Consider the following 26,141-nt stretch of genomic DNA (forward strand, 5'->3'; position numbering starts at 1 on the left):
GATGGCTGGCATAACAACAAACAATTTGATTGATGATCCGCCGAATTGCAACGTAGCCCCCGTAGCTTCATCCCACAGCGCTATCGCGAGGACACACGAATGAGTACTGCCGCACCCATCCTGCTCACTCCCGGCCCGTTGACCACCTCGGCCCGCACCCGCCAGGCGATGATGGTCGACTGGGGTTCATGGGATGACCGCTTCAACCAATTGACCGCCAGCCTGTGCGAACAACTGCTGGCGATTCTCAACGGCGCCGACAGCCACCACTGCGTACCGTTGCAGGGCAGCGGCACCTTTGCCGTCGAAGCCGCGATCGGCACCCTCGTCCCCCGCGACGGCAAGGTGCTGGTGCTGATCAACGGCGCCTACGGCAAGCGTCTGGCGAAAATCTGCGAAGTGCTCGGCCGCTCGTTCAGCACCTTCGAAACCGCTGAAGACGAACCGACCACCGCCGCCGACGTCGACCGGCTGCTGCGCGCCGACAGCGACATTACCCACGTCGCGCTGATCCACTGCGAAACCAGCACCGGCATCCTCAATCCGCTGCCGGAAATCGCCCAGGTTGTAGAGCAGCACGGCAAACGCTTGATCATTGATGCCATGAGCTCGTTCGGCGCGTTGCCGGTGGACGCGCAAAAAGTCCCGTTCGACGCGCTGATTGCCGCCTCCGGCAAATGCCTGGAAGGCGTACCGGGCATGGGCTTCGTGTTCGCCCGCAAGGAATCCCTGGCCGCAGCCGCCGGCAATTCGCATTCGCTGGCGATGGACCTGTTCGACCAACACAGCTACATGAAAAAAACCGGCCAGTGGCGCTTCACCCCGCCGACCCACGTGGTCGCGGCGCTGCACGAAGCGCTGCTGCAATACAACGAAGAAGGCGGCCTGCCGGCGCGACATGCGCGCTACGCCGCCAACTGCCAGGCGCTGATGGAAGAGATGGGCAAGCTCGGTTTGCGCAGTTTCCTGCCTGCTGCGATTCAGGCGCCGATCATCGCGACCTTCCACGCACCGAAAGATCCGCGTTACCAGTTCAAGGAGTTCTACGAACGGGTCAAGGCCAAGGGTTACATCCTCTACCCCGGCAAGCTGACCCAGGTCGAAACCTTCCGCGTCGGCTGCATCGGCCACGTCACCCCGGCGCAGATGCGCGAAGCCGTCGCGGCGGTGGGTGAAGTGCTGCGCGAGATGGAAGTGTTAGAGATTTAAACCACACCTCAAATCCCCTGTGGGAGCGGGCTTGCCCGCGATGAGGCCCTGGCAGTCGACATCAATGGTGAATGTCAGACCGCCATCGCGGGCAAGCCCGCTCCCACAGGGACAGCGAACTCCGAATTGCGTGTTATCACAGGAATTTTTGCCATGAACTACAACAACCCAACCCAGCTGCAAGCCGCCATCCTCGACTGGGCCGGCACCGTGGTCGATTTCGGTTCCTTCGCACCGACCCAGATCTTCGTCGAAGCCTTCGCCGAGTTCGATGTCCTGGTCTCCATCGAAGAGGCCCGTGGCCCGATGGGCATGGGCAAGTGGGATCACATCCGCACCCTGTGCAATCAGCCGCAGGTTGCCGAGCGCTATCGCAAGGCGTTCGGTCGCACCCCTACCGACGATGACGTGACCGCGATCTACAACCGCTTCATGCCGCTGCAGATCGAGAAAATCGCCGAGCACTCGGCGCTGATTCCCGGTGCGCTGGAGACCATCGCCAACCTGCGCCAGCAAGGGATCAAGATCGGTTCCTGCTCGGGCTATCCAAAGCAAGTGATGGACAAGGTCGTGGCACTGGCCGCCACCAATGGCTACGTCGCCGACCACGTCGTGGCCACCGACGAAGTGCCGAACGGTCGTCCATGGCCGGCGCAGGCGCTGGCCAACGTGATTGCGCTGGGCATCGACGATGTCGCCGCCTGCGTGAAGATCGACGACACCGTGCCGGGCATTCTTGAAGGCCGTAGTGCCGGGATGTGGACCGTGGCGCTGATTTGTTCCGGCAACGCGCTGGGTCTGGATTACGAGGGCTACCGCGCATTGGGCAGCGACGCGCTGGCCAGCGAACGCAAGCGCATTCACGCGCTGTTCGAAGGCTCACGCCCGCACTACATGATCGACACCATCAGCGATCTGCCGGAAGTGATCGCTGACATCAACCGGCGCCTGACCAAAGGGGAAATGCCGCAAAACAACTAACCTGACAAAAAAGGCCGCCAGCCGATAAAAGCAGGCGGCCTTTTATTTATAGATTACAAACTTTTGAAGAGACAACTTTCAACCCACAGTCATTACAACCGGATTACTCAGAAACCAAGTTACCCTGCGCATCAAAATTGAGCCCGTCCGGATACTTCACCGAACCATCTGCCAGTTGTTCGGTTCCGTCGGCCCAGACGATGCGTCCATCGGGATATTCGATTGTATTGTCTGGCCACACAATACGTCCGTCGGGGTGTTCAACCCTGCCGTCTATATGCTGAATGATCCCGTCCGGACGCGTCACTGCCGTCTGTTGCGCATTTACCAGACTTCCGTCGGCCAACAACGTGGAGCCATCTGGATGACGGCTGTTTCCAATCGCATTCAGCAAATTGATCAACGCCACAGGATCCACATTGATATTGAGCGTAGGCCACGGCATTGGCGGCCTGGCGACGGCGACTGGCTTGCTCGGCGCCACAGGAGGCTTGCTAGCTGGCGAAACAGGCCTGGCGGGAGAAGCAGGTTTTACCGGTGGCTTGACCGGAGGCACAGCTGGTTTGACTGGCGGTACGCCGGGTTTCACTGGAGGCTTTACCGGCTGCACAGGTGGCTTAACGGGCGGAACGGATGGCTTGACGGGCGGAACGGATGGCTTGCTCGCCGGCTTGGGGGGTTGCGTAACCGCAGGCCGCGGTTTTGGTCTGGGTACAGGCGCCTTAGCCATTGCTTTTTTGACAATACAGCCATGTTTATTATTAAGAAGAACATTAAAAGCCATTGCTGAATCCTTTTTCCAGTACAGCATCCTTGAACGACGCTATTGGTTTATTTATCGAGCCGAACTTTAACTATCGACTGCGCCCAACAATAACCACATGGCTTCACGCACTCAAACTTTCGCAAATACAAAATATAAACAATGCCTTGTTACAGCCACCCCGTCAGCGCAGGGATCATGTCACTGCAATGCCAATGATGTGCATCAATAAAAAACCGGATCGTGGAGGAAGAATGACCTTAATACGATTACAGTTAAGGCATGCCGTCACAGAACGGCACGCTTGAGCCCTGAACCGTGAGGAACGCCGTATGCCGTGGACAAATTCCGAATCCCGTTACAGCACCGTGTCGATCCTGTTGCACTGGTTGATGCTGGTGCTGTTGGTACTGGTGTACGCCAGCATGGAATTGCGTGGTCTGTTTCCCAAGGGCAGCGGCGGCCGCACGCTGATCCGCGAAGTGCATTACATGCTTGGGCTGACGGTATTCGTGCTGGTCTGGTTTCGCCTGTTCGCCCGCAGCCTGGGCCCGGCGCCGAAAATCTTCCCGGCCTCGCCACCGTGGCAAACCATCCTCGCACGCTTGATGCACTGGGCCTTGTACCTGTTCATGATCAGCATGCCGATCCTCGGCTGGCTGATCACCAGCGCCGAGGGCCATCAGGTGATGTTCTACGGTTTCGACCTGCCGTTGCTGGTGAGTGAAGACAAGGCCTTTGCCAAACAGGTTGAATATTGGCACGTACTGATCAGCACGATTGGCTACTGGCTGATCGGTCTGCATGCGCTGGCGGGGATCTATCACCATTACGTGGTGCGCGATAACACGTTGCTGCGGATGATGCCCAAGCGCAGCCAGGGTTAGCCGTCGAATCCGCGCCGGCCCTGCAAGCCGCCGGTGTGGACGAAGATCAAGCGTGAACCCCGGGCCAAGCGAGCCGCCTCGATCTGTTGCTTGAGCGCCAGCATGGCCTTGCCGGTGTACAGCGGCTCGAGGGGAATGCCGCTGGCCTGTTCGGTTTGCAAAATGAATTCAAGCAGCGCCGGATCGACCTTGGCGAAGCCGCCGCGGCTGGCGTCGATCAACTCATACCCTCCGGTTTCGCCGACAATCGCCTCGACATTGGCCGCGACGCCGTGATCGTCGGGCACGGCCATTGCGCCGTACACCGCATGTTGTCCGGCCTCGGCCAACACCAATCCCGCGAGCGTGGTGCCCGTGCCACAGGCCAGCCACCAACCGTGATAGTCGTCCCAGCCGAACTTGCCGAGTTGTTCACTGACTTGATCCTTCAGCGCCGCGCAACCCTGCGCACCCGGCAGACCACCGCCCCCTTCGGGCACCGGGTGCAGCGTCGGATATTGCTCTCGCCAAGGCTGCCAGAACCCCGGTTCGTGCCGCGCCCGATAACCGCCGTAACCGAGCCAGTGCAGTTGCATGCCGAAGTCGTGCAGATCCCTGACCGTCGGCGTGTCCTGCGGATGCCCGCGCAACAGCCCGACCGTCGTGAATCCCAGGCGCTTGCCCGCAGCCGCCAATGCATGCAGATGATTGGAATGCGCACCGCCCAGGCTGATGATGCCTTCGGCACCCGCGCGGTCGGCGGCTTTGAGGTGTTCTACAAGTTTGAACCACTTGTTGCCGCTGATCAGCGGATCAATCAAGTCCAGGCGCAGGATCGCGACTTCAATGCCGGCGGCGGTGAGCCAGTCCAGATGAAGCGGTTCGAGTGGGGCTTGAGGTAGCCAGTCGGTGGGAGGCAGAAACATGAAGGCCGGCTCTGTGCAAAGAGCCGGCATTCTAGGGTGGATCAGAGCTCGGCGGCCAGACGCGAACCCTGATTGATCGCACGTTTGGCATCCAGTTCGGCCGCCACATCGGCGCCGCCGATCAGGTGCACTCTCTGCCCGGCTGCCACCAGACCGTCGTGCAGCTCGCGCAGCGGATCCTGGCCGGCGCAGATGACGATGTTGTCCACCGGCAGCACTTGCGGCTCGCCGGTTTCGCCGATGCGGATGTGCAGGCCTTCGTCGTCGATCTTCAGGTATTCGACGCTGTTGAGCATCTGCACCTGCTTGTTCTTCAAACCGGTGCGGTGAATCCAGCCGGTGGTCTTGCCCAGGCCGTCACCGACCTTGGATTTCTTGCGTTGCAGCAGGAACACGTCACGCGCTGGTGCGTGCGGTGCAGCCTTGATCCCGGCCACGCCACCACGGGCTTCCAGATTCGTGTCGATGCCCCACTCTTTCCAGAACGCGGCGCGATCCTGACTGGTGGCCACGCCTTCATGGACGAGGAATTCCGACACGTCGAAACCGATACCGCCGGCACCAATCACCGCCACACGCTTGCCGACCGGTTTGCGCTCGAGCAGCACATCCAGATAGCTCAGCACTTTGGCGTTGTCGACACCCGGAATCGCCGGCAGACGCGGCGCAATGCCGGTCGCGAGGATGACTTCGTCGTAACCGCCCTCGACCAGTTTTGCCACATCGACGCGGGTGTTCAGACACACCTCAACGTTGGTGGTCTGCAACTTGCGTTTGAAGTAACGCAGGGTTTCGTAGAACTCTTCCTTGCCCGGCACACGTTTGGCGACATTGAACTGGCCACCGATCTCGCTGGCCGAATCGAACAAGGTCACCTGATGCCCGCGCTCGGCGGCCACGGTGGCGGCAGACAGACCGGCAGGACCGGCACCGACCACGGCGATTTTCTTGATCTGCTTGACCGGCAGGTAATTGAGCTCGGTTTCGTGGCAGGCACGCGGGTTGACCAGGCAGCTGGTGAGCTTGCCGCCGAAGGTGTGATCGAGGCAGGCCTGGTTGCAGCCGATGCAGGTATTGATTTCGTCGGCGCGGCCTTCGGCGGCCTTGTTGACGAAGTCCGGATCGGCGAGGAATGGCCGCGCCATCGAGACCATGTCGGCATCGCCTTCAGCGAGGATCTGCTCGGCGACTTCCGGGGTGTTGATGCGGTTGGTGGTGATCAGCGGAATATTCACCGAACCGCGCAGCTTGGCCGTGACCTTGCTGAACGCCGCACGCGGCACTTTGGTGGCGATGGTCGGGATCCGCGCTTCGTGCCAGCCGATGCCGGTGTTGATGAGGGTCGCGCCGGCCTGCTCGATGGCTTTTGCCAGGGTGACGATTTCTTCCCAGGTGCTGCCACCTTCCACCAGATCGAGCATCGACAGACGGAAGATGATGATGAAGTTCGGGCCCACCGCTTCACGCACCCGGCGAACGATCTCCACCGGCAGGCGCATGCGGTTTTCGTAGCTGCCGCCCCAACGGTCGGTGCGGTGGTTGGTGTGAGCGGCGAGGAACTGGTTAATGAAATAACCTTCCGAGCCCATGATTTCCACGCCGTCGTACTCGGCGGTCTGGGCCAGTACCGAGCAGGTGACGAAATCGCGGATCTGCTTCTCGATGCCTTCCTCGTCCAGCTCTTTGGGCTTGAACGGGTTGATCGGCGCCTGAATGGCGCTCGGCGCGACCTGTTTCGGACTGTAGGCATAACGGCCGGCGTGGAGGATCTGCATGCAGATCTTGCCGCCCGCCTCGTGCACGGCGCGCGTGACGATGCGGTGTTTGAGCGCTTCTTCCTCGATGGTCAGCTTGGCTGCACCGGAATACACGCCGCCCTCGTCGTTCGGACCGATACCGCCGGTGACCATCAGGCCAACGCCGCCACGGGCACGCTCGGCGAAATACGCCGCCATGCGTTCGAAACCGCCCGGTTTCTCTTCAAGGCCAGTGTGCATCGAGCCCATGAGGGTGCGGTTGCGCAACGTGGTGAAGCCCAGGTCCAGCGGGGCCAACAGGTGCGGGTATTGAGTGGCGGTCATCGTTAACTCCACAGCGAGCGATCACGGAAAATGCGGGAGCTCTGCGTCCCCCGTCAGTCATGCTCGACAGATTAGGAGTCGCCTCGCTGTCACTCAATGACCGTAACTGACAAGTTATTGATCCAAATGCGCAGCACCCCTTGGCAAGCCGGGGCTGGCGCCCTACCCTGTCCGCACACCCTGTACCCGGTTGTTGTTGGATTTCATGCGCAAACTTCTGTACCTGACTTTTTCCATGGCGCTCATCGCCGCACTCACCTTCTACGCCATGTGGGCGGCTGACCGTCCGGCCGGTCATTACCTGTCGGACCTGCGGATCAAACTCGCGGTCGATCAGGGCACGCCCGCCGACCGTGGCAACCTGCTGGGCATCCAGCCCGAGCTGTTCCCCACCGACTACCAAAGCCCCGAACGCCTGCACCGCAAGCTCGCCGCCTATTTGCAGCAGGCGCAGGATCAGGGGCTGTTGAATGAAAAAACCGTGGTCATCCTGCCGGAGCATGTCGGCACCTGGCTGATGATCAGCGGCGAAAAAGACGAGCTGTACCAGGCCGCCACCCTCGCCGAAGCGATGAACTGGCTGGCAGCGAGCAACCCGGTGCAGTTTGCTCGCGCCTGGCTCACCGCCAAGGGCAGCAGCCGTCTGGATGACGCGCACCTGCGCATGAAGTCCCGGGACATGGCCAAGGACTATCAGGCGCTGTTCGGTGGTTTGGCCAAGGAGTTCCACGTCACTCTGGTGGCCGGCACGATCGTGTTGCCTGAACCGAACATCACCGACGGCCGGCTCAAGGCCGGCAGTGGCGCGCTGTACAACAGCACGGTGGTGTTCGGTCGCGACGGTGCCCCGCTCGGCCAGCCGCAGCGGCAGATGCGTCCGGTCTTCGATCAGGATGACTCCGGCACCCGCGAAGCGTCGCGGATCAATGTGATCGACACCCCGGCCGGACGCCTCGGCGTGTTGATCGGCAACGACAGCTGGTACCCGGACAACTACCGCAAACTCGACGAGCAAGGCGCGCAGCTGATCGCGGTGCCCGCGTTTGTCGTCGGTCATGGCGTGTGGGATCAACCCTGGAAGGGTTACAAAGGCTCGAGCGTGCCGGACTCGGTCAGCCTGAAACCAGGAGCAGTCAGTGTAGGCCAAGCCTGGCACCAACTGACCCTGACCGCGCAACCGCCGGCCAGCAAGGCGCAGGCCGGTATGAGTGTGTTTCTGCGCGGGCAGTTCTGGGACAAGCCGAGCGCCGGGCAAAGTTTCCTCAGTAGCAACGGCCAGCAATTCGCCGACAGCGAAGCCCGTGGCGCGCGCCTGCTGAACCTCTGGTTGTAACCCGTGAAGCCGCTGCCGATGCGTCTTGGGGATCTGTCAGTGGGCTTCGTCCACAGCCTGGCCGATGCCGTGCGCAGCCATGACATCGATCCCCTTCCCTTGCTCGAACAGTACGGCCTGGATGCCGCCCGGCTGGCCGAAGCCGGAGCGCGCCTGTCGATCCCGCGCTACATGCGCCTGGGACATGGCGCGATCCAGCTGACTGGCGATCCGGCATTGGGTTTGCGCATGGGCCAACTCAGTCGCTTGAGTCAGGCGGGGCTGGCCGGTGTGACTGCCGCGCAGGCCCCGACCGTGCGCGAAGCCGCGCGCTGCCTGACGCGCTTCGAACCCTTGTACGGCTCCAATTATCGCGGCCAGTCGAGTTTCCACGAGGACGCCAGCGGTGCGTGGCTGCGGTTCTATTCCATCAGCCCGTACAACGCCTACAACCGCTTTGTGGTGGATTCGATCATCGCTGGCTGGCTGCATCAGCTGTCCAGCATCAGCCCCGAACCGTTGCGCGCTGAACGGATCGAGATCGAATTTGACACCCCGGATTATCGCGACGCTTATGCGGTGCTCGGTGAATGCCCGATCCAGTTTGGCGCCGAACACAATCAACTGCGTCTGAGCCTCACCGACCTGGCCCGACGCAACCCGGAGCATTGCCCCAGCACCTGGAAACATTTGCTCGGCTTGTGTGAACGGGAACTGGAACAACTGACCCGCACCCGCAGCCTGCGCGAACGCATCACGCAATTGCTCGGGCCGTTGCTCAATGGTGGCCGGGAACCGGACCTGGAAGAAGTGGCGGCACGTTTGAAGCTGCCGACCTGGACGTTACGGCGAAAGCTGGCCGAAGAAGGCACGCAGTTTCGCGCGATCCTCAATGACACCCGCCGTGATCTGGCGATGACCTACATACGCGACACCGAACTGGCATTCGGTGAAATTGCCTACTTGCTGGGCTTTGCCTCGGCCGAAGCTTTCCAGCGCGCCTTCAAGCGCTGGAACGGCCAGACTCCGGGCGAATTTCGCCGTAGTCACCGCAAGACAGGCTGACGCCTCACAGCTCGGTGGCGTCTTCCGCAGGCTCTGGTGAATCCAGCTCAAAGGCCTGGAATTCCAGCAGTTCTTCTTGATAGTCATCCATTGCGTAATCCCCCTGACGCTTGCTTGAAATGGCCTGGAACAAATGACCAGCGCCTCGAGCATAAAGTGCCCGTGTGAAGGAAAAATGAAACACGGCCTTCATGAAATAAACGTAGCAGGCGGTCAGGGATTTATCGCGGGATATTTTTCGACGGGGCTGGCAGGAAGAAGCTCAAGGGAGACAACAAAACGCCACGCGTCCGACAGGAGCCGGAGGCGTGGCGTGAAGTTTACTGCCCGGACGCAGGCATGGCCGGAATCGGCTCGGACGGCGGCGGAATGTCCGTCGGGTTGGCCGGAGGGGTGATGGTTTCCGTTGCGGGCGCAGGCTCGGCAACCGGTGCCGGAGTGATCGGTGCAGCTTCGGCCGGCGGGGCTACCGGTTCGGAGCTCACCGGGGTTGCCTCTGCAGGCGCTGGCGTTGGCGCCGCAGCGGGCGCCGGGGTGGGTTCAGTCGCAGGGGCTGGAGCCAACGGAGCCGGCGCCGCCTTGGCTTCCGGCACACCCAGATCGGTCTTCGGTTTTTCGGTGATATGCGCAGCTTTCTTCGCGTCGGCTGGCAGGAACAGCTCGACCAGAGTGAAGAAACGTTCGTAGAACTTCTGCGAAGACACGGTTTCGCTGGCCACCTTGACCATCGAATCGTCAGACGAGCCGATCGGCATCGACACCGAGCCCAATACGCCGACACCGAGGCTGGCCGAGTTGTTGGTCTTCTTCAGCGCATAGCGGTCCTGCAAGGCGTTGGCGAACACGGTGGCGTGATGGCCGGCGCTGCCATCATCGGCGCACACCACGTTGAAGCTGATCTCCAGATGGGTTTCGCCGGTCTGCTGGAAGCTCTTGTGGCCGCTGACCAGTTTCGGGTCATTGCTGGTAATGATGTAGCCCTGGCTGAGCAACGCTCGGCGGGCCGCTTCGCAACTGGCGGTGTCGGTCACCGGGTAATTGCGCGAAAAGGTGCCGGAGTCGTCGAAATTCTCATGCTCGTAGATAGGCTTGTCCTTGGAGCAGCCGGCAGCGGCGGTCAGCAACAACGCCAACCCGATGAAACGCACGGGAATAGAATTCAACATTAAACATCCTGAGGGAAAACGGTCCGGGGCGTATTGTGCAACAGATCGCTGCCCCGCGGCGTATGGATTAGTGTCTTAAAACAGTTACAACTCTACCGGTCATGGACGACAGGAAAAAGTCGCGCCGATAAATGATCGATGAACACGCGCAATTTGGCGGTTGCATGCCGGCTTGATGGCCACAGGACCCAGAACTGCCCGACGTGCTCCAGATGCTCATCGAGCACGCGCTGCAGGCGACCCTGCTGCTGCGCCTCGAAGATCATGAAATCCGGCAGACAAGCGATGCCCATGCCCGCCAGCGCTGCATGCCGCACGGCTTCGATCGACGTACTGACCAGGCGTGTCGGCAAGATCGGCTCAGGAGCGCCCTCCTCGCGTTTGAACGGCCAGGACTCCAGTTTGCCGGTGGCGTGAAACGTATGGCGCAGGCAGGCGTGCTCCGCCAGATCAGCCGGGGTCAGCGGTTCGCCGCGCTCGCGCAGGTACGCAGGACTGGCCACCAACACCATGTGAAACTCGCCCAACGGTCGTGCCATCAGTCGCGAATCTCGCGGTTTACCCGTCCGGATCACCGCATCGAAGCCTTCTTCAACCACATCGACCATGCGATCGGTCAGGTCCAGATCCAGTTCGATCTGCGGGTACAACGCCATGAACTCGTTCATGACCGGCATCACCAGGTCATGCACCTGCGGCAGGCTGACCCGCAACTTGCCGTGAGGCGCCGCTGCGGCATCGCACAGTTCAAATTCCGCCGCCTCCACTTCGGCGAGGATCTTGCGGCAACGTTCAAGAAACAGCGCGCCTTCGCTGGTCAGCGTGATGCTGCGGGTGGTGCGGTGAAACAAGCGCACATTGAGTCGAGCTTCCAGGCGGGCGATGCTTTTGCCAACCGCCGACGAGGACACGCCCTGCAAGCGGCCGGCCTCGGTAAAGCTGCGGGTTTCCGCCACCTGCACAAACACTGAAATACTGCCCAGGCTGTCCATTCATCCCTCCCTGATTCGCGACATTCTTGTCCGAGATGTTCGGAACCCTAACCTGTTTTTCCCGAATGTGCAGCGCCCTAACCTATGGCCTTCGTCTCCTTTGGCAAAATGGAAACCCGCCCATGAACGATGCGCCACTCACTTCCCCCTCGCTCGCCGGCACGGTCGAGCCCGCGGAACGATTACCGCTGGGCGCATTGCTAGCGCTCGCCACCGCCGGGTTCATCACCGTGCTGACCGAGGCGATGCCCGCCGGCCTGCTGCCGCAAATGAGCGCGGGGCTTGATGTCTCTCAAGCCCTGATCGGGCAACTGGTCACGCTGTACGCCATCGGTTCGATGCTGGCGGCGATTCCGCTCACCATTGCCACACGGGGCTGGCGTCGGCGCCCGCTGTTGCTGGCGGCCATTAGCGGGTTTGCCATCGCCAACAGCATCACTGCGTTGTCCGAGCTGTACTGGCTGACCCTGATTGCACGCTTGATCGCAGGCGTGTTCGCGGGGCTGCTCTGGGCTTTGCTGGCGGGGTACGCGAGCCGGATGGTCACACCTCACTTGCAAGGCCGGGCGATTACGGTGGCCATGCTCGGGGCGCCGCTTGCGCTGTCGCTGGGCATTCCGGCCGGGACGCTGCTGGGCACGGCAGTCGGCTGGCGCCTGAGCTTCGCGATCATGACCGGGCTGACCGTGCTGTTGGTGATCTGGGTGCGTTGGCAAGTACCGGACTTCGCCGGTGAACGCGCCGGAAAGCGCCTGCCACTGCGTCAGGTGTTTACCTTGCCGGGCGTGCGATCCGTGTTGTTTGTGACTTTGTCCTACGTCGTCGCGCACAACCTTCTGTACACCTATATCGCGCCATTTCTGGAGCCATCGGGACTTGGCGTAGAAATCGACCGGGTGCTTCTGGTTTTCGGTCTGGCATCGGTACTGAGCATATGGATCGTCGGCAGCCTGATTGATCGCTGGCTGCGTCAGCTGGTACTGGCCAGCACCCTGTTGTTCCTGCTGTCGGCGATCGCACTGGGGCTATGGCGCGAATCGCCGGGAGTGGTCTACACCGCTACCGCTGTCTGGGGCCTGGCATTCGGCGCGATGCCCTCACTGTTGCAGACGGCCCTGGCGAAAACCGCCAGGGAGGCTGCCGATACCGCGCAATCGATGCTGGTGACCCTGTGGAATGTCGGCATTGCCGGCGGCGGGCTTGCGGGAGGCCTGTTGCTGAACAACCCGGGCGTCGGGAGTTACCCGTGGCTGGTCGCAGGTCTGTTGCTGCTGACTCTGCATGCGACCGTCAATGCCCGAAGTCATGGCTTCCCGAACGCGGGATAGCGCGCACAAAAAAGCCCCGGATTTTCATCCGGGGCTCGGGTCTTGCGGCTCAGCCAGGCATCAGAAACGCTTGATGTCGGCTTCGGCTTCCAGCTGCTTGCGGTACGCCGCGAAGTCTTGCTGACCCACACGCGATGCGAGGAAGCGACGGTATTGCGCTTTCTCTTCATCGGTCGGAGCCGCTGCTTCGTTCACGCCGTTCAGGCGCACGATGGTCAGGCTGCCATCCGCCAGCGTCACGCTGGTGAAGGTCGGCTTGTCCTTGGCAGCCGGCTTAGGCATGCGGAACAGTGCTTGCAGCACCGCCGGGTCAACGCCTTCCTGAGCGCGGTTCGCCGCTTCAGTGACTTTCCAGCTCTGACCATCCACCGCCTTGTCCAGCGGGGTCTTGCCATCACGCAGACTGGCGATCAGTTGCTCCGCCTTGGTCTTGGCAGCCGCGCTGGCGTGCTCTTTGGTCAACTGGGCGCGAATGGCGGTGGCCACGCTTTCCAGCGGCAATTGAGCAGGCTTCAGATGCTCCTTGGCGCGCAGCACGATCACGGTTTCCGGATCCAGCTCGATGGCGGTGCTGTTGGCACCCTCTTCCAGCACTTCGGTGCTGAACGCGGCAGTCACTACAGCACGGTTGGCTGCAACGCCTTCGCCACCTTCACGGCCGAACGGCTTGGAGGTGTGCACGGTCAGTTTCAGATCCTGCGCTGGCTGGGCCAGGTCGGAGGCTTCGAACGAAGAGTCTTCCAGTTGCTTGGTCGCCTCGACGAAACGCTGCTCGACTTGCTGGGTTTTCAGCTCGCGGGTCAGCTTGTCTTTCAGGCTGGCCAGGGTCGGCACTTCAGGCGCCTCGACACCCAGCAGCTTGATCAGATGGAAACCGAAGTCGGTGCGAACCGGCTCGGAAACCTGATCCTTGTTCAGCGAATACAGGGCTTTCTCAAAGGCTGGATCGTAAACGCCAGGACCGGCATAACCGAGGTCACCGCCGTTGTTGGCCGAACCCGGATCCTGCGAGAACTCCTTGGCCAGCGCCTCGAATTTCTCGCCCTTGGCCAGACGCGCCTGGACTTCTTCGATCTTCGCCTTGGCCTGGGCCTCGGTGGTCTTGTCGTTGACTTCGATCAGAATGTGCGCCGCACGACGCTGTTCCGACAGGTTGGCGATCTCTTTCTGATACGCCGCCTGCAGGTCTTCGTCCTTGACGGCGACCTGATCGAAGAACGAAGACTTCTTCAATTCCAGGTAATCGATGACCACTTGATCCGGGGTCATGAATTCCTTGGCGTGCTCGTCGTAGTAAGCCTTGACCTCGTCATCGGTCAGCTTCACGGCCGAAGGGTCAGCCTTGATGTTCAGCGTGGCGAAGTCGCGGGTCTGTTTTTCCAGACGGGCGAAGGCCAGCACCTGAGCGTCGGTCACGAAACCGCTGCCCGCCACACCGGCGCGCAGTTGGCCGATCAGCATTTCCTGAGCCAGCATCTGGCGGAACTGCATGCGGCTGTAGCCCAGTTGACGGATCACCTGATCGAAACGGTCGGAGCTGAACTTGCCGTCGACCTGGAATTCAGGCGTCTGCAGGATCACTTGGTCCAGGGCCGCTTCGGAGAAAGCGAATTTCGATTGTTCTGCGCCTTGCAGCAGCAGCTTGCGATCGATCAGACCCTTGAGGGCCGATTCGCGCAGCATTTTTTCGTCCAGCAAGGAAGCGTCGAAATCCTTGCCCAGTTGTTGCATCAGCTGACGGCGTTGCATATCCACCGCCTGGCTCAGCTCGTTCTGGCTGATTTCTTCACCGTTGACCTTGGCCGCCTCATTCTTGTGAGTCGTGGCCTGGAAAATGGCGTCGAAACCGGTCAGGGCCATCAGTGCAACGATGACTCCGATAATGGTCTTGGCAATCCAGCCTTGTGAATTGTCCCTGATATTCTGCAGCATGCGTCCCCCAGAAACGGTTGAACTTCAAAATTTGGCAACCGTGGAGTGTGGGTAGAATCCGGATAGAAGAAAGGCGCATCCGAGGATGCGCCTTCTCGTAACTGGCGGAGCGGACAGGGCTCGAACCCTCGATCCCGGTGTGACAGGCAACTGTTTCAACTACCTGCTCTACCGCTCCGCTGCCAAGTCAGGCATGACCCCGACCCGGATGGGTAAAATCCTGAATCAAACTTAGTTGACGGCTTCTTTCAGGGCTTTACCGGCTTTGAAACCTGGCTTTTTGGCTGCCGCGATTTCCAGAGTCTTGCCGGTCTGTGGGTTACGACCGATGCGAGCTGGACGATCAGTCACGGAGAAAGTACCGAAACCAACCAGAACAACGGAGTCGCCGGCCTTGAGAGCGCCAGTGACGGATTCGATTACAGCGTCCAGCGCACGGCCAGCAGCAGCTTTCGGGATATCAGCGGATGCAGCGATAGCATCAATCAGTTCCGACTTGTTCACTCTAAGTCCCCTTATATCTATTTGAGTATGATTCTAAGTTTTTTGGTGAAAGCAAAAACGAGTGCTGAATGGCCTACAGACACTTAAGAGCCGCTTTATAACAAGGGCTCTAAAAAGCTGTCAAGGAAGCCCCCCAGGCAAAAGCGTATTAATGCGTGCTAATTCTTTCCTTAGAGTCAGACTCACGTTTTTCGTCCTTGGCAACTATCTCCGGAGCCACATCCGGCAAGGGCTCCGGCGCGTATTGCAGCGCAATTTGCAGGACCTCGTCAATCCATTTAACCGGTTTGATCTGCAGATCCTGCTTGATATTGTCAGGAATCTCCTTCAGATCACGCACGTTCTCTTCCGGAATAATCACGATCTTGATTCCGCCACGGTGAGCGGCCAGCAGTTTTTCCTTCAGACCACCAATGGCGAGAACTTGACCACGCAGGGTGATCTCGCCGGTCATGGCGACATCGGCACGCACAGGAATACCGGTCAACGCCGACACCAGCGCAGTACACATGCCTACACCAGCGCTCGGGCCGTCTTTTGGCGTCGCGCCTTCCGGCATGTGAATGTGGGTGTCACGCTTCTCGTGAAAGTCCAGGGGAATGCCCAGGCTCTTGGCACGGCTGCGCACCACCGTCAGAGCCGCAGTGATCGATTCGACCATTACGTCACCCAGCGAACCGGTCTTGATCAGTTGACCTTTACCCGGCACCACAGCGGCTTCGATGGTCAGCAGTTCGCCGCCCACCTGAGTCCAGGCCAGGCCGGTCACCTGACCGATCTGATCCTGCTGCTCGGCCAGACCGTAGCGGAACTTGCGAACGCCGAGGAAATGCTCCAACAGATCAGCTGTCACTTTTACCGAGAAGCGTTTTTCCAGCGCGTGCTCTTTGACCGCCTTGCGGCAGACCTTGGCAATCTGCCGCTCGAGGCCACGCACACCGGCTTCGCGGGTGTAGTAACGGATAATGTCGCGGATCGCTTCTTCGTCGAATTCCAGCTCGCCCTTCTTCAGGCCGTTGGCTGCAATCTGTTTCGGCGACAGGTACTTGACCGCGATGTTGATCTTCTCGTCTTCGGTGTAGCCCGGCAGACGGATGACTTCCATCCGGTCCAGCAGCGCCGGCGGAATGTTCATCGAGTTCGAGGTGCACAGGAACATCACATCCGAGAGGTCGTAATCGACTTCCAGATAGTGGTCGTTGAAGTTATGGTTCTGCTCCGGATCGAGCACTTCCAGCAACGCCGACGCCGGGTCGCCACGCATGTCGCTGCCCATTTTGTCGATTTCATCGAGCAGGAACAGCGGGTTGCGCACACCCACTTTTGTCATCTTTTGAATCAATCTTCCTGGCATCGAACCGATGTAAGTCCGACGGTGACCACGGATTTCCGCTTCATCACGCACGCCACCGAGGGCCATGCGCACGAATTTGCGGTTGGTGGCATGGGCGATCGACTCGGCCAGCGAGGTTTTACCCACGCCCGGAGGACCGACCAGGCACAACACCGGGCCACGAATTTTCTTCACGCGTTTCTGCACGGCGAGGTATTCAAGGATGCGTTCCTTGACCTCTTCCAGGCCGTAGTGATCGGCGTCGAGAATGTCTTCGGCCCGGGCCAGGTCCAGACGCACCTTGCTCTGAGCCTTCCACGGCACCTGAACCAGCCAGTCGATGTACGAGCGCACCACGGTGGCTTCAGCGGACATCGGCGACATTTGCTTGAGCTTGTTCAACTCGGCAGTGGCCTTGGCCAGGGCATCTTTTGGCAGACCGGCAGCGTCGATACGCTTTTTCAGGTCTTCGATTTCGTTGTGACCTTCGTCGCTGTCGCCGAGCTCTTTCTGAATGGCCTTCATCTGCTCATTCAGGTAGTACTCGCGCTGACTGCGCTCCATTTGCTTTTTGACGCGGCCACGAATGCGTTTTTCAACTTGCAGCAGGTCGATCTCGGCGTCCAGCAAGGCGAGAACGTGCTCGACCCGGGCCGACAAATCGATGATTTCGAGGATTTCCTGCTTCTGCTCGATCTTCAGCGCCATGTGCGCGGCCATGGTATCTACCAGTCGGCCAGGCTCGTCGATGCTGTTAAGCGACGACAGGACTTCAGCGGGGACTTTCTTGCCCAACTGCACATATTGTTCGAACTGCGACAGCAGGCTGCGCACGAACACTTCCGATTCGCGCTCGGCGGCATCGAATTCGTCGATCAGCGACACTTCAGCACGGCAGTGGCCATCAACTTCGCTGAAGCGCTCCACAGCACCACGCTGCTCGCCCTCGACCAGAACCTTGACGGTGCCGTCCGGCAGCTTCAGCAACTGCAAAACAGTGGCGATAGTACCTACGCGATAGAGAGCTTCTTCACCGGGATCGTCGTCAGCCGGATTTCTCTGGGCCAGCAGCAGGATCTGCTTGTCGCCCGTCATCGCGGCCTCGAGGGCTTCGATGGATTTCTCGCGCCCCACGAACAGCGGGATAACCATGTGCGGATACACAACGACATCACGCAATGGCAGGAGAGGCAATTCGATGGTGGTCTTCATGATTTCGCCTCTACGGCGGCCATACGGCCGTAATCAGATGGAATTAAACTTGAAACCAAGATGGGGGCTGACTTGAAAAAAAACAAGCGCAAAGCGGATGTAAAAAACGACATAAAAAAAAAGAGGCCCGAAGGCCCCTTCCTTGTTCCGGCAGACCGGGCGCTTACGCGTCCGGCGCAGCCTTGGCAGCCGGCTCACTGTTTTCATAGATATACAGTGGCTTGGACTTGCCTTCGATCACGCTTTCATCGATCACGACTTTGCTCACCTCGGACTGTGAGGGGATTTCATACATCGTGTCGAGCAGCACACCTTCGAGAATCGAACGCAGGCCACGGGCACCGGTTTTGCGCTCCAGGGCACGCTTGGCGACCGATTTCAGCGCGTCGGAACGGAATTCCAGATCCACGCCTTCCATCTCGAACAGCTTGGCATACTGTTTGGTCAGCGCGTTTTTCGGCTCGGTGAGAATCTGCATCAAAGCAGCCTCATCCAGCTCGTCCAGCGTCGCGAGAACCGGCAGACGACCGACGAATTCCGGGATCAGACCGAACTTGACCAGATCGTCAGGCTCGACTTCACGCAGGGATTCACCGACTTTCTTGCCTTCTTCCTTGCTGCGCACTTCTGCGTTGAAACCGATGCCACCCTTGGTGGAACGGTTCTGAATGACCTTCTCCAGACCGGAGAATGCGCCACCGCAGATGAACAAGATGTTACGGGTATCAACCTGAAGGAATTCCTGTTGCGGATGCTTGCGGCCACCTTGCGGCGGAACGGAAGCGACCGTGCCTTCGATCAGTTTGAGCAAGGCCTGCTGCACGCCTTCACCGGAAACGTCCCGGGTGATCGACGGGTTGTCGGACTTGCGCGAAATCTTGTCGATTTCGTCGATGTAGACAATACCCATCTGGGCCTTCTCTACGTCGTAATCGCACTTCTGCAACAGCTTCTGAATAATGTTCTCGACGTCTTCACCCACGTAACCCGCCTCCGTGAGGGTGGTTGCGTCGGCGATAGTGAACGGAACGTTCAGCAAGCGGGCCAGAGTTTCGGCCAGCAGGGTTTTACCGGAGCCGGTCGGGCCGATCAGCAGGATGTTGCTCTTGCCGAGTTCGACGTCGTCAGCCTTTTTGTCACGCTGGTTCAGACGCTTGTAGTGGTTGTATACCGCTACCGCCAGAACCTTCTTGGCACGTTCCTGACCAATGACATATTGATCAAGGATGCCGCTGATTTCTTTAGGCGAAGGCAATTTATGCGCGCTGCTTTCGGCCTGTGCTTCCTGCACCTCCTCGCGGATGATGTCATTGCACAGGTCGACGCACTCGTCGCAGATAAAGACCGAGGGGCCGGCAATCAATTTGCGCACTTCATGCTGGCTTTTGCCACAGAAGGAGCAATAGAGCAGCTTGCCGTTGTCCTCGCCGTTGCGGGTGTCAGTCATTCGTTCGATCCAAATCCGATAGGCTTGCAACACAAGATGAAGGCTATTGCGGGCTTTTTCAAGCCCGCCGCTGATCAGACGCGCCGACCAAGCCTATTTTGAGTTGCTTATTTTTAAGCTGGGCGCTGGTTGATCACTTCGTCGATCAGACCGTATTCCTTCGCAGCTTCTGCACTCATGAAGTTGTCGCGGTTGGTGTCGCGCTCGATTTCTTCAAGCGTACGACCGCTGTGCTTGGCCATCAGCGTGTTGAGACGCTCGCGGATGAAGAGGATTTCCTTGGCATGGATCTCGATGTCCGACGCCTGCCCCTGGAAACCGCCCAGCGGCTGGTGAATCATCACGCGCGAGTTCGGCAGGCAGAAACGCTTGCCAGGTGCACCGGCCGTCAGCAGGAATGCGCCCATGCTGCACGCCTGACCGATACAGGTCGTCGATACGTTTGGCTTGATGAACTGCATGGTGTCGTAGATCGACATACCCGCTGTCACCGAACCGCCCGGGGAGTTGATATAAAGATGGATGTCCTTGTCCGGGTTTTCCGCTTCAAGGAACAGCAATTGCGCACAAATCAGGTTGGCCATGTAATCCTCTACCGGCCCAACCAGAAAGATTACTCGCTCCTTGAGAAGACGCGAGTAAATGTCATAGGCGCGCTCGCCACGAGCAGATTGCTCGACAACCATCGGGACCAGGCCGCCGGCGGCCTGGATATCAGAGTTCTGCTGAATATAGGAATTACGGAACATGCTCTGCAGTCACTCCCAAATAGTCATGTCTTGAATACGCATAAGCCAGCTCGAAGGCTGGCTTATGGTGTGTGCTTCTAACGCAAAAACAATCAGTCGGCTTTTGGAGCTTCTACCGGCTTGACCGCTTCTTCGTAAGAGACCGATTTGTCGGTCACGCTAGCTTTCTGCAGAACAGTATCCACAACTTGTTCTTCCAGCACAACCGAACGAACTTCGTTCAGTTGCTGCTCGTTCTTGTAGTACCAGGACACGACCTGCTCAGGCTCTTGGTAAGCCGAAGCCATTTCCTGAATCATTTCGCGAACGCGGGCTTCGTCTGGCTTCAGGTCGAACTGCTTGACCACTTCAGCCACGATCAGACCCAGGACAACGCGACGCTTGGCTTGTTCTTCGAACAGCTCGGCCGGCAGTTGGTCAGGCTTGATGTTGCCACCGAACTGCTGAACAGCCTGCACGCGCAGACGGTCAACTTCGTTGGACAGCAGAGCCTTAGGCACTTCGATCGGGTTGGTGGCCAGCAGACCGTCCATTACCTGATTCTTGACCTTGGATTTGATCGCCTGACGCAGTTCACGCTCCATGTTCTTGCGAACTTCGGTGCGGAAACCGTCGATGCCGCTTTCCTTGATACCGAATTGAGCGAAGAACTCTTCGTTCAGCTCAGGCAGTTTTGGCTCGGAAACGGTGTTTACAGTCACGGTGAACTCGGCGGTTTTGCCAGCCAGGTCCAGGTTCTGATAGTCCTCTGGGAAGGTCAGGTTCAGAACGCGCTCTTCGCCGGCTTTAGCGCCGACCAGGCCTTCTTCGAAGCCTGGGATCATGCGGCCGGAACCCAGTACCAGCTGAGTGCCCTTGGCGGAACCGCCAGCGAATACTTCGCCGTCAACCTTGCCAACGAAATCGATGTTCAGCTGGTCTTCGTTCTGGGCAGCGCGATCGGCCACTTCGAAACGGGTGTTCTGCTTGCGCAGGATGTCCAGCATCTTGTCCAGATCGGCGTCAGCCACTTCAGCGCTCAGACGCTCGACGGTGATGCCTTCGAAGCCGGCAACGGTGAACTCGGGGAACACTTCGAATACGGCTACGTATTCCAGATCCTTGCCAGCTTCGATCGATTTGGGCTCGATCGATGGCGAGCCAGCCGGGTTCAGCTTCTGCTCAACCACAGCCTCATAAAAAGACTTTTGAATGAGGTCGCCTACAGCATCGCGCTCTGCTTCTTGACCGAAACGACGCTTGATTTCGCTCATAGGCACTTTGCCTGGGCGGAAGCCAGCAATCTTGGCCTTTTTGGCAGTCTGCTGCAGACGGTTGTTGACCTGGCTCTCAAGTTGCGAGGCCGGCACAGTGACGCTCATGCGGCGCTCAAGAGCAGTAGTATTTTCAACAGAAACTTGCATGGATATTCCTCGTTGCACAGACGTTAGCCGGCCGTTTCCGACCCAAGAATCAAGGGCAAGCATTCTAGTAGGTCAAACTCAAGAAGTCACCCTACTGAAAACGGGTAAAAAAACAGCAGGCCATTTGAAGGCGGGGACAAACGGTTGCGCCTCGCCCTGTTAGCAAATACAGCCAATTCAAGCCAGAGCTCTGCGCCAACCTCTTCTATATATAGAGGCGGTTGAATCATCTCCCTGACAGTCGACCTTGCAAGCAAGGTTGGCGGGCAGCGCAGCATCATCGAGCAACGTTAATACGACGAAACACCCTGCCCGGCGACCCGAAACCTGCAGCCGCCAAAATCCGAAACCGTAAAACAAAAAAGGCGCCAGACTGTTAAATCTGGCGCCTTTCGGAATATGGGGTGGACGATGGGGATCGAACCCACGACAACGGGAGTCACAATCCCGTGCTCTACCAACTGAGCTACGCCCACCATATTGCGTGCCAAAGAAGCCAAACAACTTCTTTGTAGAACTTCACCCGGCCAACGGCATGAATGAAGCTTTGATTGGTGCGGATGAAGAGACTCGAACTCTTACGCCTCGCGGCGCTGGAACCTAAATCCAGTGTGTCTACCAATTCCACCACATCCGCAGATGAAGCTTTTTAAAGCAAAGGCGCCAGACTGTTACATCTGGCGCCTTTCGAAATATGGGGTGGACGATGGGGATCGAACCCACGACAACGGGAGTCACAATCCCGTGCTCTACCAACTGAGCTACGCCCACCATATCGCGTTACTTGTGCCAATGCTGCCTAATGGCGCACCCGGCAGGACTCGAACCTGCGACCATCCGCTTAGAAGGCGGATGCTCTATCCAGCTGAGCTACGGGCGCCTTGTTAGCTGTACCCTTGGAGGACTACAAACTAAGTGCTTTCCAGCCTTGCAAAACGTTGATTTCGCTCGACCTTCTTAACCAGTGCTAGGCTGTGCCCGACAAGTGCGACGAATAGTATAGAGCGACCCGAGGGTCGTCAAATCCTTTTTAAAAAAAATTCATTTAATTAAAGGGCTTAGGGGAATTTGCTGACCAAGCGCCTTTGCCCTCACCGTTTGACATGCGAGAATGCGTTCTCTTTTTTTCCCCTCTCGATGGTTAATCACGCGCAATGACTGCACAACTAATCGACGGCAAATCGATCGCCGCCAGCCTGCGCCAGCAGATCGCCCAACGGGTTGCCGAACGTCGCCAGCAAGGTCTGCGCACGCCAGGCCTCGCGGTGATCCTGGTCGGCAGCGATCCTGCCTCTCAGGTTTATGTCTCGCACAAGCGTAAAGACTGTGAAGAGGTCGGCTTCCTCTCTCAAGCGTACGACCTGCCTTCCGAAACCACTCAAGAAGCGCTGACCGATCTGATCGATCGACTGAACGACGACCCGGCAATCGACGGCGTTCTGCTTCAACTTCCTCTGCCAGAGCACCTGGACGCTTCCAAACTGCTGGAACGCATCCGCCCGGACAAGGACGTCGACGGTTTCCATCCTTATAACGTCGGCCGTCTGGCCCAGCGCATTCCATTGCTGCGCCCGTGCACCCCGAAGGGCATCATGACCCTGCTGGAAAGCACCGGTGCCGATCTGTACGGAATGGACGCCGTGGTTGTCGGCGCGTCCAACATCGTCGGTCGCCCGATGGCGATGGAACTGCTGCTGGCCGGTTGCACCGTGACCGTGACTCACCGCTTCACCAAGGACCTGGCCGGCCACGTCGGCCGCGCTGACCTGGTGGTCGTGGCCGCCGGCAAGCCGGGCCTGGTCAAGGGCGAGTGGATCAAGGAAGGCGCGATCGTGATCGACGTCGGCATCAACCGCCAGGAAGACGGCAAACTGGTCGGTGACGTGGTGTACGAAACCGCCCTGCCCCGCGCCGGCTGGATCACTCCGGTGCCGGGCGGCGTCGGTCCGATGACCCGCGCTTGCCTGCTGGAAAACACCCTCTACGCGGCAGAAACCCTGCACGCCTGAGTCGTGTTTTCCATGCTCCGGGAACCCCGCCCCGTGCGGGGTTTTTCATGCCCTCGAAAAAACCTTTACCGTTCGCCGGAAACCCCTATTTTTACAGGGCTTTTCACGACTTTTTCATGCCTTGCGGACAACCATCGACAGTTCTTCAACCATACTCCTACAATGCGTCGTTTTTACGACACAGCCCGTTACAAAGAACGGCATTTCCAACCTTCATGAGTTCGCCCGCGTGAATATTCGCCTGTCCATCCTGAGCCTGGTTTTTGCATTTTCAGGCACACTCCTCACGCCCACGGTCAACGCCGCCGAAACCACCGCTGCCCCCCGAGACGCCTCGCAACTGAAGATTGCGTCTGGCAGCGCCCTGCTGATGGATCTGCAGACCAACAAAGTCATCTATTCCAGCAATCCGGACGTGGTGGTACCCATCGCTTCCGTGAGCAAGTTGATGACTGGCTTGGTAGTGGTCGAAGCCCACCAGAACATGGACGAATGGATTGACGTCGACATCAGCCATACCCCGGAAATGAAAGGTGTATTTTCTCGCGTCAAACTGCGAAGCGAACTGCCCCGCCGAGAGATGCTGCTGATTGCCTTGATGTCCTCGGAAAACCGCGCCGCCGCCAGCCTGGCCCACCACTATCCCGGCGGTTACGCGGCATTCATCGCAGCGATGAATGCCAAGGCCAAGGCGCTGGGCATGACCAGCACGCACTTTGTGGAACCCACCGGCCTGTCCGAGCGCAACGTCTCCACCGCCCGCGACCTGAGCAAGTTGCTGGTGGCCGCGCACAAACAGCCGCTGCTCATCGAGCTGACCACCACCAAGGAAAAGACCGTCTCGTTCCGCAAACCCAATTACACCCTGGGTTTCCGTAACACCGATCACCTGGTCAACAAGGCCGACTGGGATATCCGCATCACCAAGACCGGTTTCACCAACCCTGCCGGTCATTGCCTGGTGCTGGTGACCCGCATGGCCAACCGTCCGGTCGCCCTGGTGATTCTCGATGCGTTCGGCAAATACACCCATTTCGCCGATGCCAGCCGCATTCGCAGCTGGGTGGAAACCGGCAAGAGCGCCAACGTTCCAGCGGTGGCTCAGCAATACAAAGCCGACAAAAACCTCAAGAGTCGCCAGAGCGGCGTGATCGAAGCCTCCAAATAATCCGTCACCCATGAAAAAGCCCCGACTCGTCGGGGCTTTTTCGTTTTATGCACTCAGTCGTTGGGCAACGGCATCTTGTCGTCATCGGGAATGCCGTCACCGGCGCTTGGGTCGCGCGCAGGCTCTGGCGTGACCACCGCTGGACGCGCGAGCGGATCGCGCAGGGGGCTGTCCGGATCCAGCACCGGATCGACATCCGGCTCGGGGGTAGTGGGCACACTGTCAGGCTTGTGGTCGTCGAAACTCGAATCGGTACTCATACGCACCTCGCTTCAAGGCTTGAGATCAGCCAAGGGATCATAAGGCTTGGCCGGACGCTTGGGATCATCGCCCGGCTGAACATCCTTCGGCGCCTTCGCCGGGCCAATGGGATCGACTTGCGGATCGTCCAGATCAGGCGAGTCCGGATCGAAACCCAGGTCGTCGCCACTGCCATGTTCTGAAGAATGCGGCCCACTGGGTGAATTTGGAATTGCCATGTTCATCTCCTGATACCAGGCCCGTAAAACACGGGACGCTACAGTTCAGAAGCGCGTCCCCCGCCAGGGTGCCCGACAAGCGACGAACGGAACCTCAATGCGCCGCCAGCGCCTTCCTCGCTTGCGCCGCTTCCCGCTCCTGCCCGGCTTGCGCCAGTGCGTCGGCAGCCTTGAGCCAGCGCTGTTGATCAACCGCCACCGGAATCTGCGTCGGCTTCTGAATCAACACCGCCCAGCCGCCGGATTTTTCCAGGGCCGACTCAAACGAGCTGAAGCTCATCAATTCACGGCGATTCATCCCGGCTCGCAGCAGCACCTTCTGCTTCAAGCGATCATAGCCGGACAGGATCGCGTAACGTGGCTCCGCCCAAAACGCCGAACCCTCGCTGAATCGCACCATCACCGGATACCCGGCCGCCACCTGAGTCAGCAGCGCCGGCAGATTGCTGTCCAGCGGATACACGACCATGCCGTATTCACGCGCCAGGCTCTGCAGATTCTGTTGCAACTTGTCCTCGGCGCCCGGCAAGTGCAGCGGTTTTTCCAACAGCCCCGGCGTGATCACGATGCCCTGCTGCGACAGCAGACTGGCCAGCACCTGTGGCCCGCTTTGATAGGCCTCACCGCGGTAGAAGGTGCCGCTGAGCTCGACCCGTTCCGGCAGGCGCTTGACCTCCGGCGCCACACTGCCCGCACACCCCACCAATGCTGTCACGCAACCGGCCACCAGCAGCGCTGCGCGAATCCGGGAAAATAGCTGCACCATCATCACTCTCTTGATCAGTTACCGGTCATCGTGTTCCGGCTTGGTCGAGGATCATAGGACGGCGCAACGTTGCGGTATAGCCCAAAGCGGCAGATGCCAGAGCTGCATAGAGCGAACTGATTGAACACCACCGACCTTTGGTCAATAGCCTGAAACACACCAGCGACTAGACTGTCATTCAGACAAGAGCCAAAGAAAGCGCGCCCGACGCAGGGCAAAGAGGAGGCACAGATGAGCCTGACCATGACCATCGTAATGCTGATCGCCGGCTGGCTGGCCGTTGCCGCCGCCATGCTGTGGGGCGTGTTGCGGATTTCCCGCCGCCATCACCACCCGGTTCAACCTGCACCGACCAGGAAGATCGAGAAACACGACGCCCGCCACGCCACCGCGCACTGACGTTCTGCAACCAACAAAAACAAAAAGGCCGCCTGGACTCTCGCGAGTTCA

At 59.3% G+C, this 26,141-nt stretch carries 25 protein-coding genes and 4 tRNA genes; 10 read left to right on the forward strand and 19 right to left on the reverse strand.

Annotated features, from left to right (window positions below; genetic code table 11):
• Positions 1–99: 99 nt before the first annotated feature.
• A complete protein-coding gene (locus tag AWU82_RS23570; protein ID WP_064380792.1) occupies positions 100–1,209 on the forward strand; it encodes a 2-aminoethylphosphonate--pyruvate transaminase in 1,110 nt (369 codons plus the stop codon).
• A 153-nt stretch (positions 1,210–1,362) separates the two neighbouring features.
• Positions 1,363–2,190 (forward strand): phosphonoacetaldehyde hydrolase, encoded by an 828-nt coding sequence (phnX, locus tag AWU82_RS23575; RefSeq protein WP_064380793.1) that lies wholly within the window; start codon positions 1,363–1,365, stop codon positions 2,188–2,190.
• A 103-nt stretch (positions 2,191–2,293) separates the two neighbouring features.
• Here phnX and AWU82_RS23580 read toward each other — a convergent pair whose 3' ends face one another.
• On the reverse strand, positions 2,294–2,593 hold the full coding sequence (locus AWU82_RS23580) for a hypothetical protein (RefSeq protein ID WP_190241495.1): 300 nt from the start codon (positions 2,591–2,593) through the stop codon (positions 2,294–2,296).
• 22 nt (positions 2,594–2,615) lie between these two features.
• Here AWU82_RS23580 and AWU82_RS23585 point away from each other — a divergent pair, with 22 nt between their 5' ends.
• Positions 2,616–3,044 (forward strand): hypothetical protein, encoded by a 429-nt coding sequence (locus tag AWU82_RS23585; protein ID WP_139831575.1) that lies wholly within the window; start codon positions 2,616–2,618, stop codon positions 3,042–3,044.
• Positions 3,045–3,285: 241 nt separating this feature from the next.
• Positions 3,286–3,840 carry a cytochrome b gene (locus AWU82_RS23590; protein ID WP_064380796.1) on the forward strand — a complete coding sequence of 185 codons (555 nt, stop codon included), beginning with the start codon at positions 3,286–3,288 and terminating at the stop codon, positions 3,838–3,840.
• Here AWU82_RS23590 and AWU82_RS23595 read toward each other — a convergent pair.
• Entirely contained in the window at positions 3,837–4,745 is a 909-nt protein-coding gene (locus tag AWU82_RS23595; protein WP_064380798.1) for a 1-aminocyclopropane-1-carboxylate deaminase/D-cysteine desulfhydrase, read from the reverse strand. The two genes, AWU82_RS23590 and AWU82_RS23595, sit on opposite strands and share 4 nt — an antisense overlap.
• A gap of 41 nt (positions 4,746–4,786) precedes the next feature.
• Positions 4,787–6,826 carry an NADPH-dependent 2,4-dienoyl-CoA reductase gene (locus AWU82_RS23600; protein WP_064380799.1) on the reverse strand — a complete coding sequence of 680 codons (2,040 nt, stop codon included), beginning with the start codon at positions 6,824–6,826 and terminating at the stop codon, positions 4,787–4,789.
• Between the two features lie 205 nt (positions 6,827–7,031).
• Between AWU82_RS23600 and AWU82_RS23605 the strand changes: the two genes are divergently transcribed.
• Positions 7,032–8,159, forward strand: coding sequence for a nitrilase-related carbon-nitrogen hydrolase (locus AWU82_RS23605; RefSeq protein WP_064380801.1), 1,128 nt, complete (start codon positions 7,032–7,034; stop codon positions 8,157–8,159).
• A 3-nt stretch (positions 8,160–8,162) separates the two neighbouring features.
• On the forward strand, positions 8,163–9,203 hold the full coding sequence (locus tag AWU82_RS23610; protein ID WP_064380803.1) for an AraC family transcriptional regulator: 1,041 nt from the start codon (positions 8,163–8,165) through the stop codon (positions 9,201–9,203).
• A 4-nt stretch (positions 9,204–9,207) separates the two neighbouring features.
• On the opposite strand, the gene AWU82_RS23615 is transcribed toward AWU82_RS23610, so the two are convergent.
• From AWU82_RS23615 to AWU82_RS23625, 3 genes are all read right to left on the reverse strand, one after another.
• Positions 9,208–9,396 carry a hypothetical protein gene (locus AWU82_RS23615; protein WP_139831576.1) on the reverse strand — a complete coding sequence of 63 codons (189 nt, stop codon included), beginning with the start codon at positions 9,394–9,396 and terminating at the stop codon, positions 9,208–9,210.
• A 127-nt stretch (positions 9,397–9,523) separates the two neighbouring features.
• The gene (locus tag AWU82_RS23620; RefSeq protein ID WP_064380804.1) at positions 9,524–10,369 is read right to left on the reverse strand and encodes a DUF2242 domain-containing protein; all 846 of its coding nucleotides are present in this window, start codon (positions 10,367–10,369) and stop codon (positions 9,524–9,526) included.
• Positions 10,370–10,461: 92 nt separating this feature from the next.
• On the reverse strand, positions 10,462–11,361 hold the full coding sequence (locus AWU82_RS23625) for a LysR family transcriptional regulator (RefSeq protein ID WP_064380806.1): 900 nt from the start codon (positions 11,359–11,361) through the stop codon (positions 10,462–10,464).
• Positions 11,362–11,483: 122 nt separating this feature from the next.
• Between AWU82_RS23625 and AWU82_RS23630 the strand changes: the two genes are divergently transcribed.
• Positions 11,484–12,689: an MFS transporter gene (locus AWU82_RS23630; protein ID WP_064380810.1), complete on the forward strand. Its 1,206-nt coding sequence runs from the start codon at positions 11,484–11,486 to the stop codon at positions 12,687–12,689.
• 60 nt (positions 12,690–12,749) lie between these two features.
• Here AWU82_RS23630 and AWU82_RS23635 read toward each other — a convergent pair whose 3' ends face one another.
• The 10 genes from AWU82_RS23635 to AWU82_RS23680 all read right to left on the reverse strand — a co-directional run bounded on the left by AWU82_RS23635 (position 12,750) and on the right by AWU82_RS23680 (position 22,149).
• On the reverse strand, positions 12,750–14,621 hold the full coding sequence (locus AWU82_RS23635; RefSeq protein ID WP_064380813.1) for a SurA N-terminal domain-containing protein: 1,872 nt from the start codon (positions 14,619–14,621) through the stop codon (positions 12,750–12,752).
• 231 nt (positions 14,622–14,852) lie between these two features.
• Positions 14,853–15,125: an HU family DNA-binding protein gene (locus AWU82_RS23640; RefSeq protein WP_002552737.1), complete on the reverse strand. Its 273-nt coding sequence runs from the start codon at positions 15,123–15,125 to the stop codon at positions 14,853–14,855.
• Between the two features lie 148 nt (positions 15,126–15,273).
• Positions 15,274–17,670, reverse strand: coding sequence for an endopeptidase La (lon, locus tag AWU82_RS23645; protein WP_064380816.1), 2,397 nt, complete (start codon positions 17,668–17,670; stop codon positions 15,274–15,276).
• A 163-nt stretch (positions 17,671–17,833) separates the two neighbouring features.
• The gene (gene clpX, locus AWU82_RS23650; protein ID WP_007951558.1) at positions 17,834–19,117 is read right to left on the reverse strand and encodes an ATP-dependent Clp protease ATP-binding subunit ClpX; all 1,284 of its coding nucleotides are present in this window, start codon (positions 19,115–19,117) and stop codon (positions 17,834–17,836) included.
• 113 nt (positions 19,118–19,230) lie between these two features.
• Positions 19,231–19,866 carry an ATP-dependent Clp endopeptidase proteolytic subunit ClpP gene (gene clpP, locus AWU82_RS23655; RefSeq protein WP_007951559.1) on the reverse strand — a complete coding sequence of 212 codons (636 nt, stop codon included), beginning with the start codon at positions 19,864–19,866 and terminating at the stop codon, positions 19,231–19,233.
• Positions 19,867–19,958: 92 nt separating this feature from the next.
• On the reverse strand, positions 19,959–21,269 hold the full coding sequence (tig, locus tag AWU82_RS23660) for a trigger factor (RefSeq protein WP_064380817.1): 1,311 nt from the start codon (positions 21,267–21,269) through the stop codon (positions 19,959–19,961).
• A gap of 400 nt (positions 21,270–21,669) precedes the next feature.
• Positions 21,670–21,745 (reverse strand) — tRNA-His (locus AWU82_RS23665).
• A 76-nt stretch (positions 21,746–21,821) separates the two neighbouring features.
• Positions 21,822–21,906, reverse strand: a tRNA-Leu gene (locus AWU82_RS23670).
• Between the two features lie 58 nt (positions 21,907–21,964).
• Positions 21,965–22,040 (reverse strand) — tRNA-His (locus AWU82_RS23675).
• Positions 22,041–22,072: 32 nt separating this feature from the next.
• Positions 22,073–22,149: transfer RNA gene (locus tag AWU82_RS23680), tRNA-Arg, on the reverse strand.
• 274 nt (positions 22,150–22,423) lie between these two features.
• Here AWU82_RS23680 and folD point away from each other — a divergent pair.
• Positions 22,424–23,278 (forward strand): bifunctional methylenetetrahydrofolate dehydrogenase/methenyltetrahydrofolate cyclohydrolase FolD, encoded by an 855-nt coding sequence (gene folD / locus AWU82_RS23685; RefSeq protein ID WP_011335038.1) that lies wholly within the window; start codon positions 22,424–22,426, stop codon positions 23,276–23,278.
• Between the two features lie 229 nt (positions 23,279–23,507).
• Positions 23,508–24,446, forward strand: a complete 939-nt coding sequence (pbpG, locus tag AWU82_RS23690) for a D-alanyl-D-alanine endopeptidase (RefSeq protein ID WP_011335039.1) — start codon at positions 23,508–23,510, stop codon at positions 24,444–24,446.
• A 53-nt stretch (positions 24,447–24,499) separates the two neighbouring features.
• Here the strand turns inward: pbpG and AWU82_RS23695 are convergent, their stop codons facing one another.
• From AWU82_RS23695 to AWU82_RS23705, 3 genes are all read right to left on the reverse strand, one after another.
• On the reverse strand, positions 24,500–24,706 hold the full coding sequence (locus AWU82_RS23695; RefSeq protein WP_064380818.1) for a hypothetical protein: 207 nt from the start codon (positions 24,704–24,706) through the stop codon (positions 24,500–24,502).
• A 12-nt stretch (positions 24,707–24,718) separates the two neighbouring features.
• Entirely contained in the window at positions 24,719–24,925 is a 207-nt protein-coding gene (locus AWU82_RS23700) for a DUF6021 family protein (protein ID WP_064380821.1), read from the reverse strand.
• A 94-nt stretch (positions 24,926–25,019) separates the two neighbouring features.
• Positions 25,020–25,691: a peptidase C39 family protein gene (locus AWU82_RS23705; RefSeq protein ID WP_064380822.1), complete on the reverse strand. Its 672-nt coding sequence runs from the start codon at positions 25,689–25,691 to the stop codon at positions 25,020–25,022.
• 231 nt (positions 25,692–25,922) lie between these two features.
• Here AWU82_RS23705 and AWU82_RS23710 point away from each other — a divergent pair, with 231 nt between their 5' ends.
• Positions 25,923–26,090 (forward strand): hypothetical protein, encoded by a 168-nt coding sequence (locus tag AWU82_RS23710; RefSeq protein ID WP_007951566.1) that lies wholly within the window; start codon positions 25,923–25,925, stop codon positions 26,088–26,090.
• Positions 26,091–26,141: the final 51 nt, after the last annotated feature.

This window comes from Pseudomonas glycinae (assembly GCF_001594225.2).
GTDB classification, from domain to species: Bacteria; Pseudomonadota; Gammaproteobacteria; order Pseudomonadales; family Pseudomonadaceae; genus Aquipseudomonas; species Aquipseudomonas glycinae.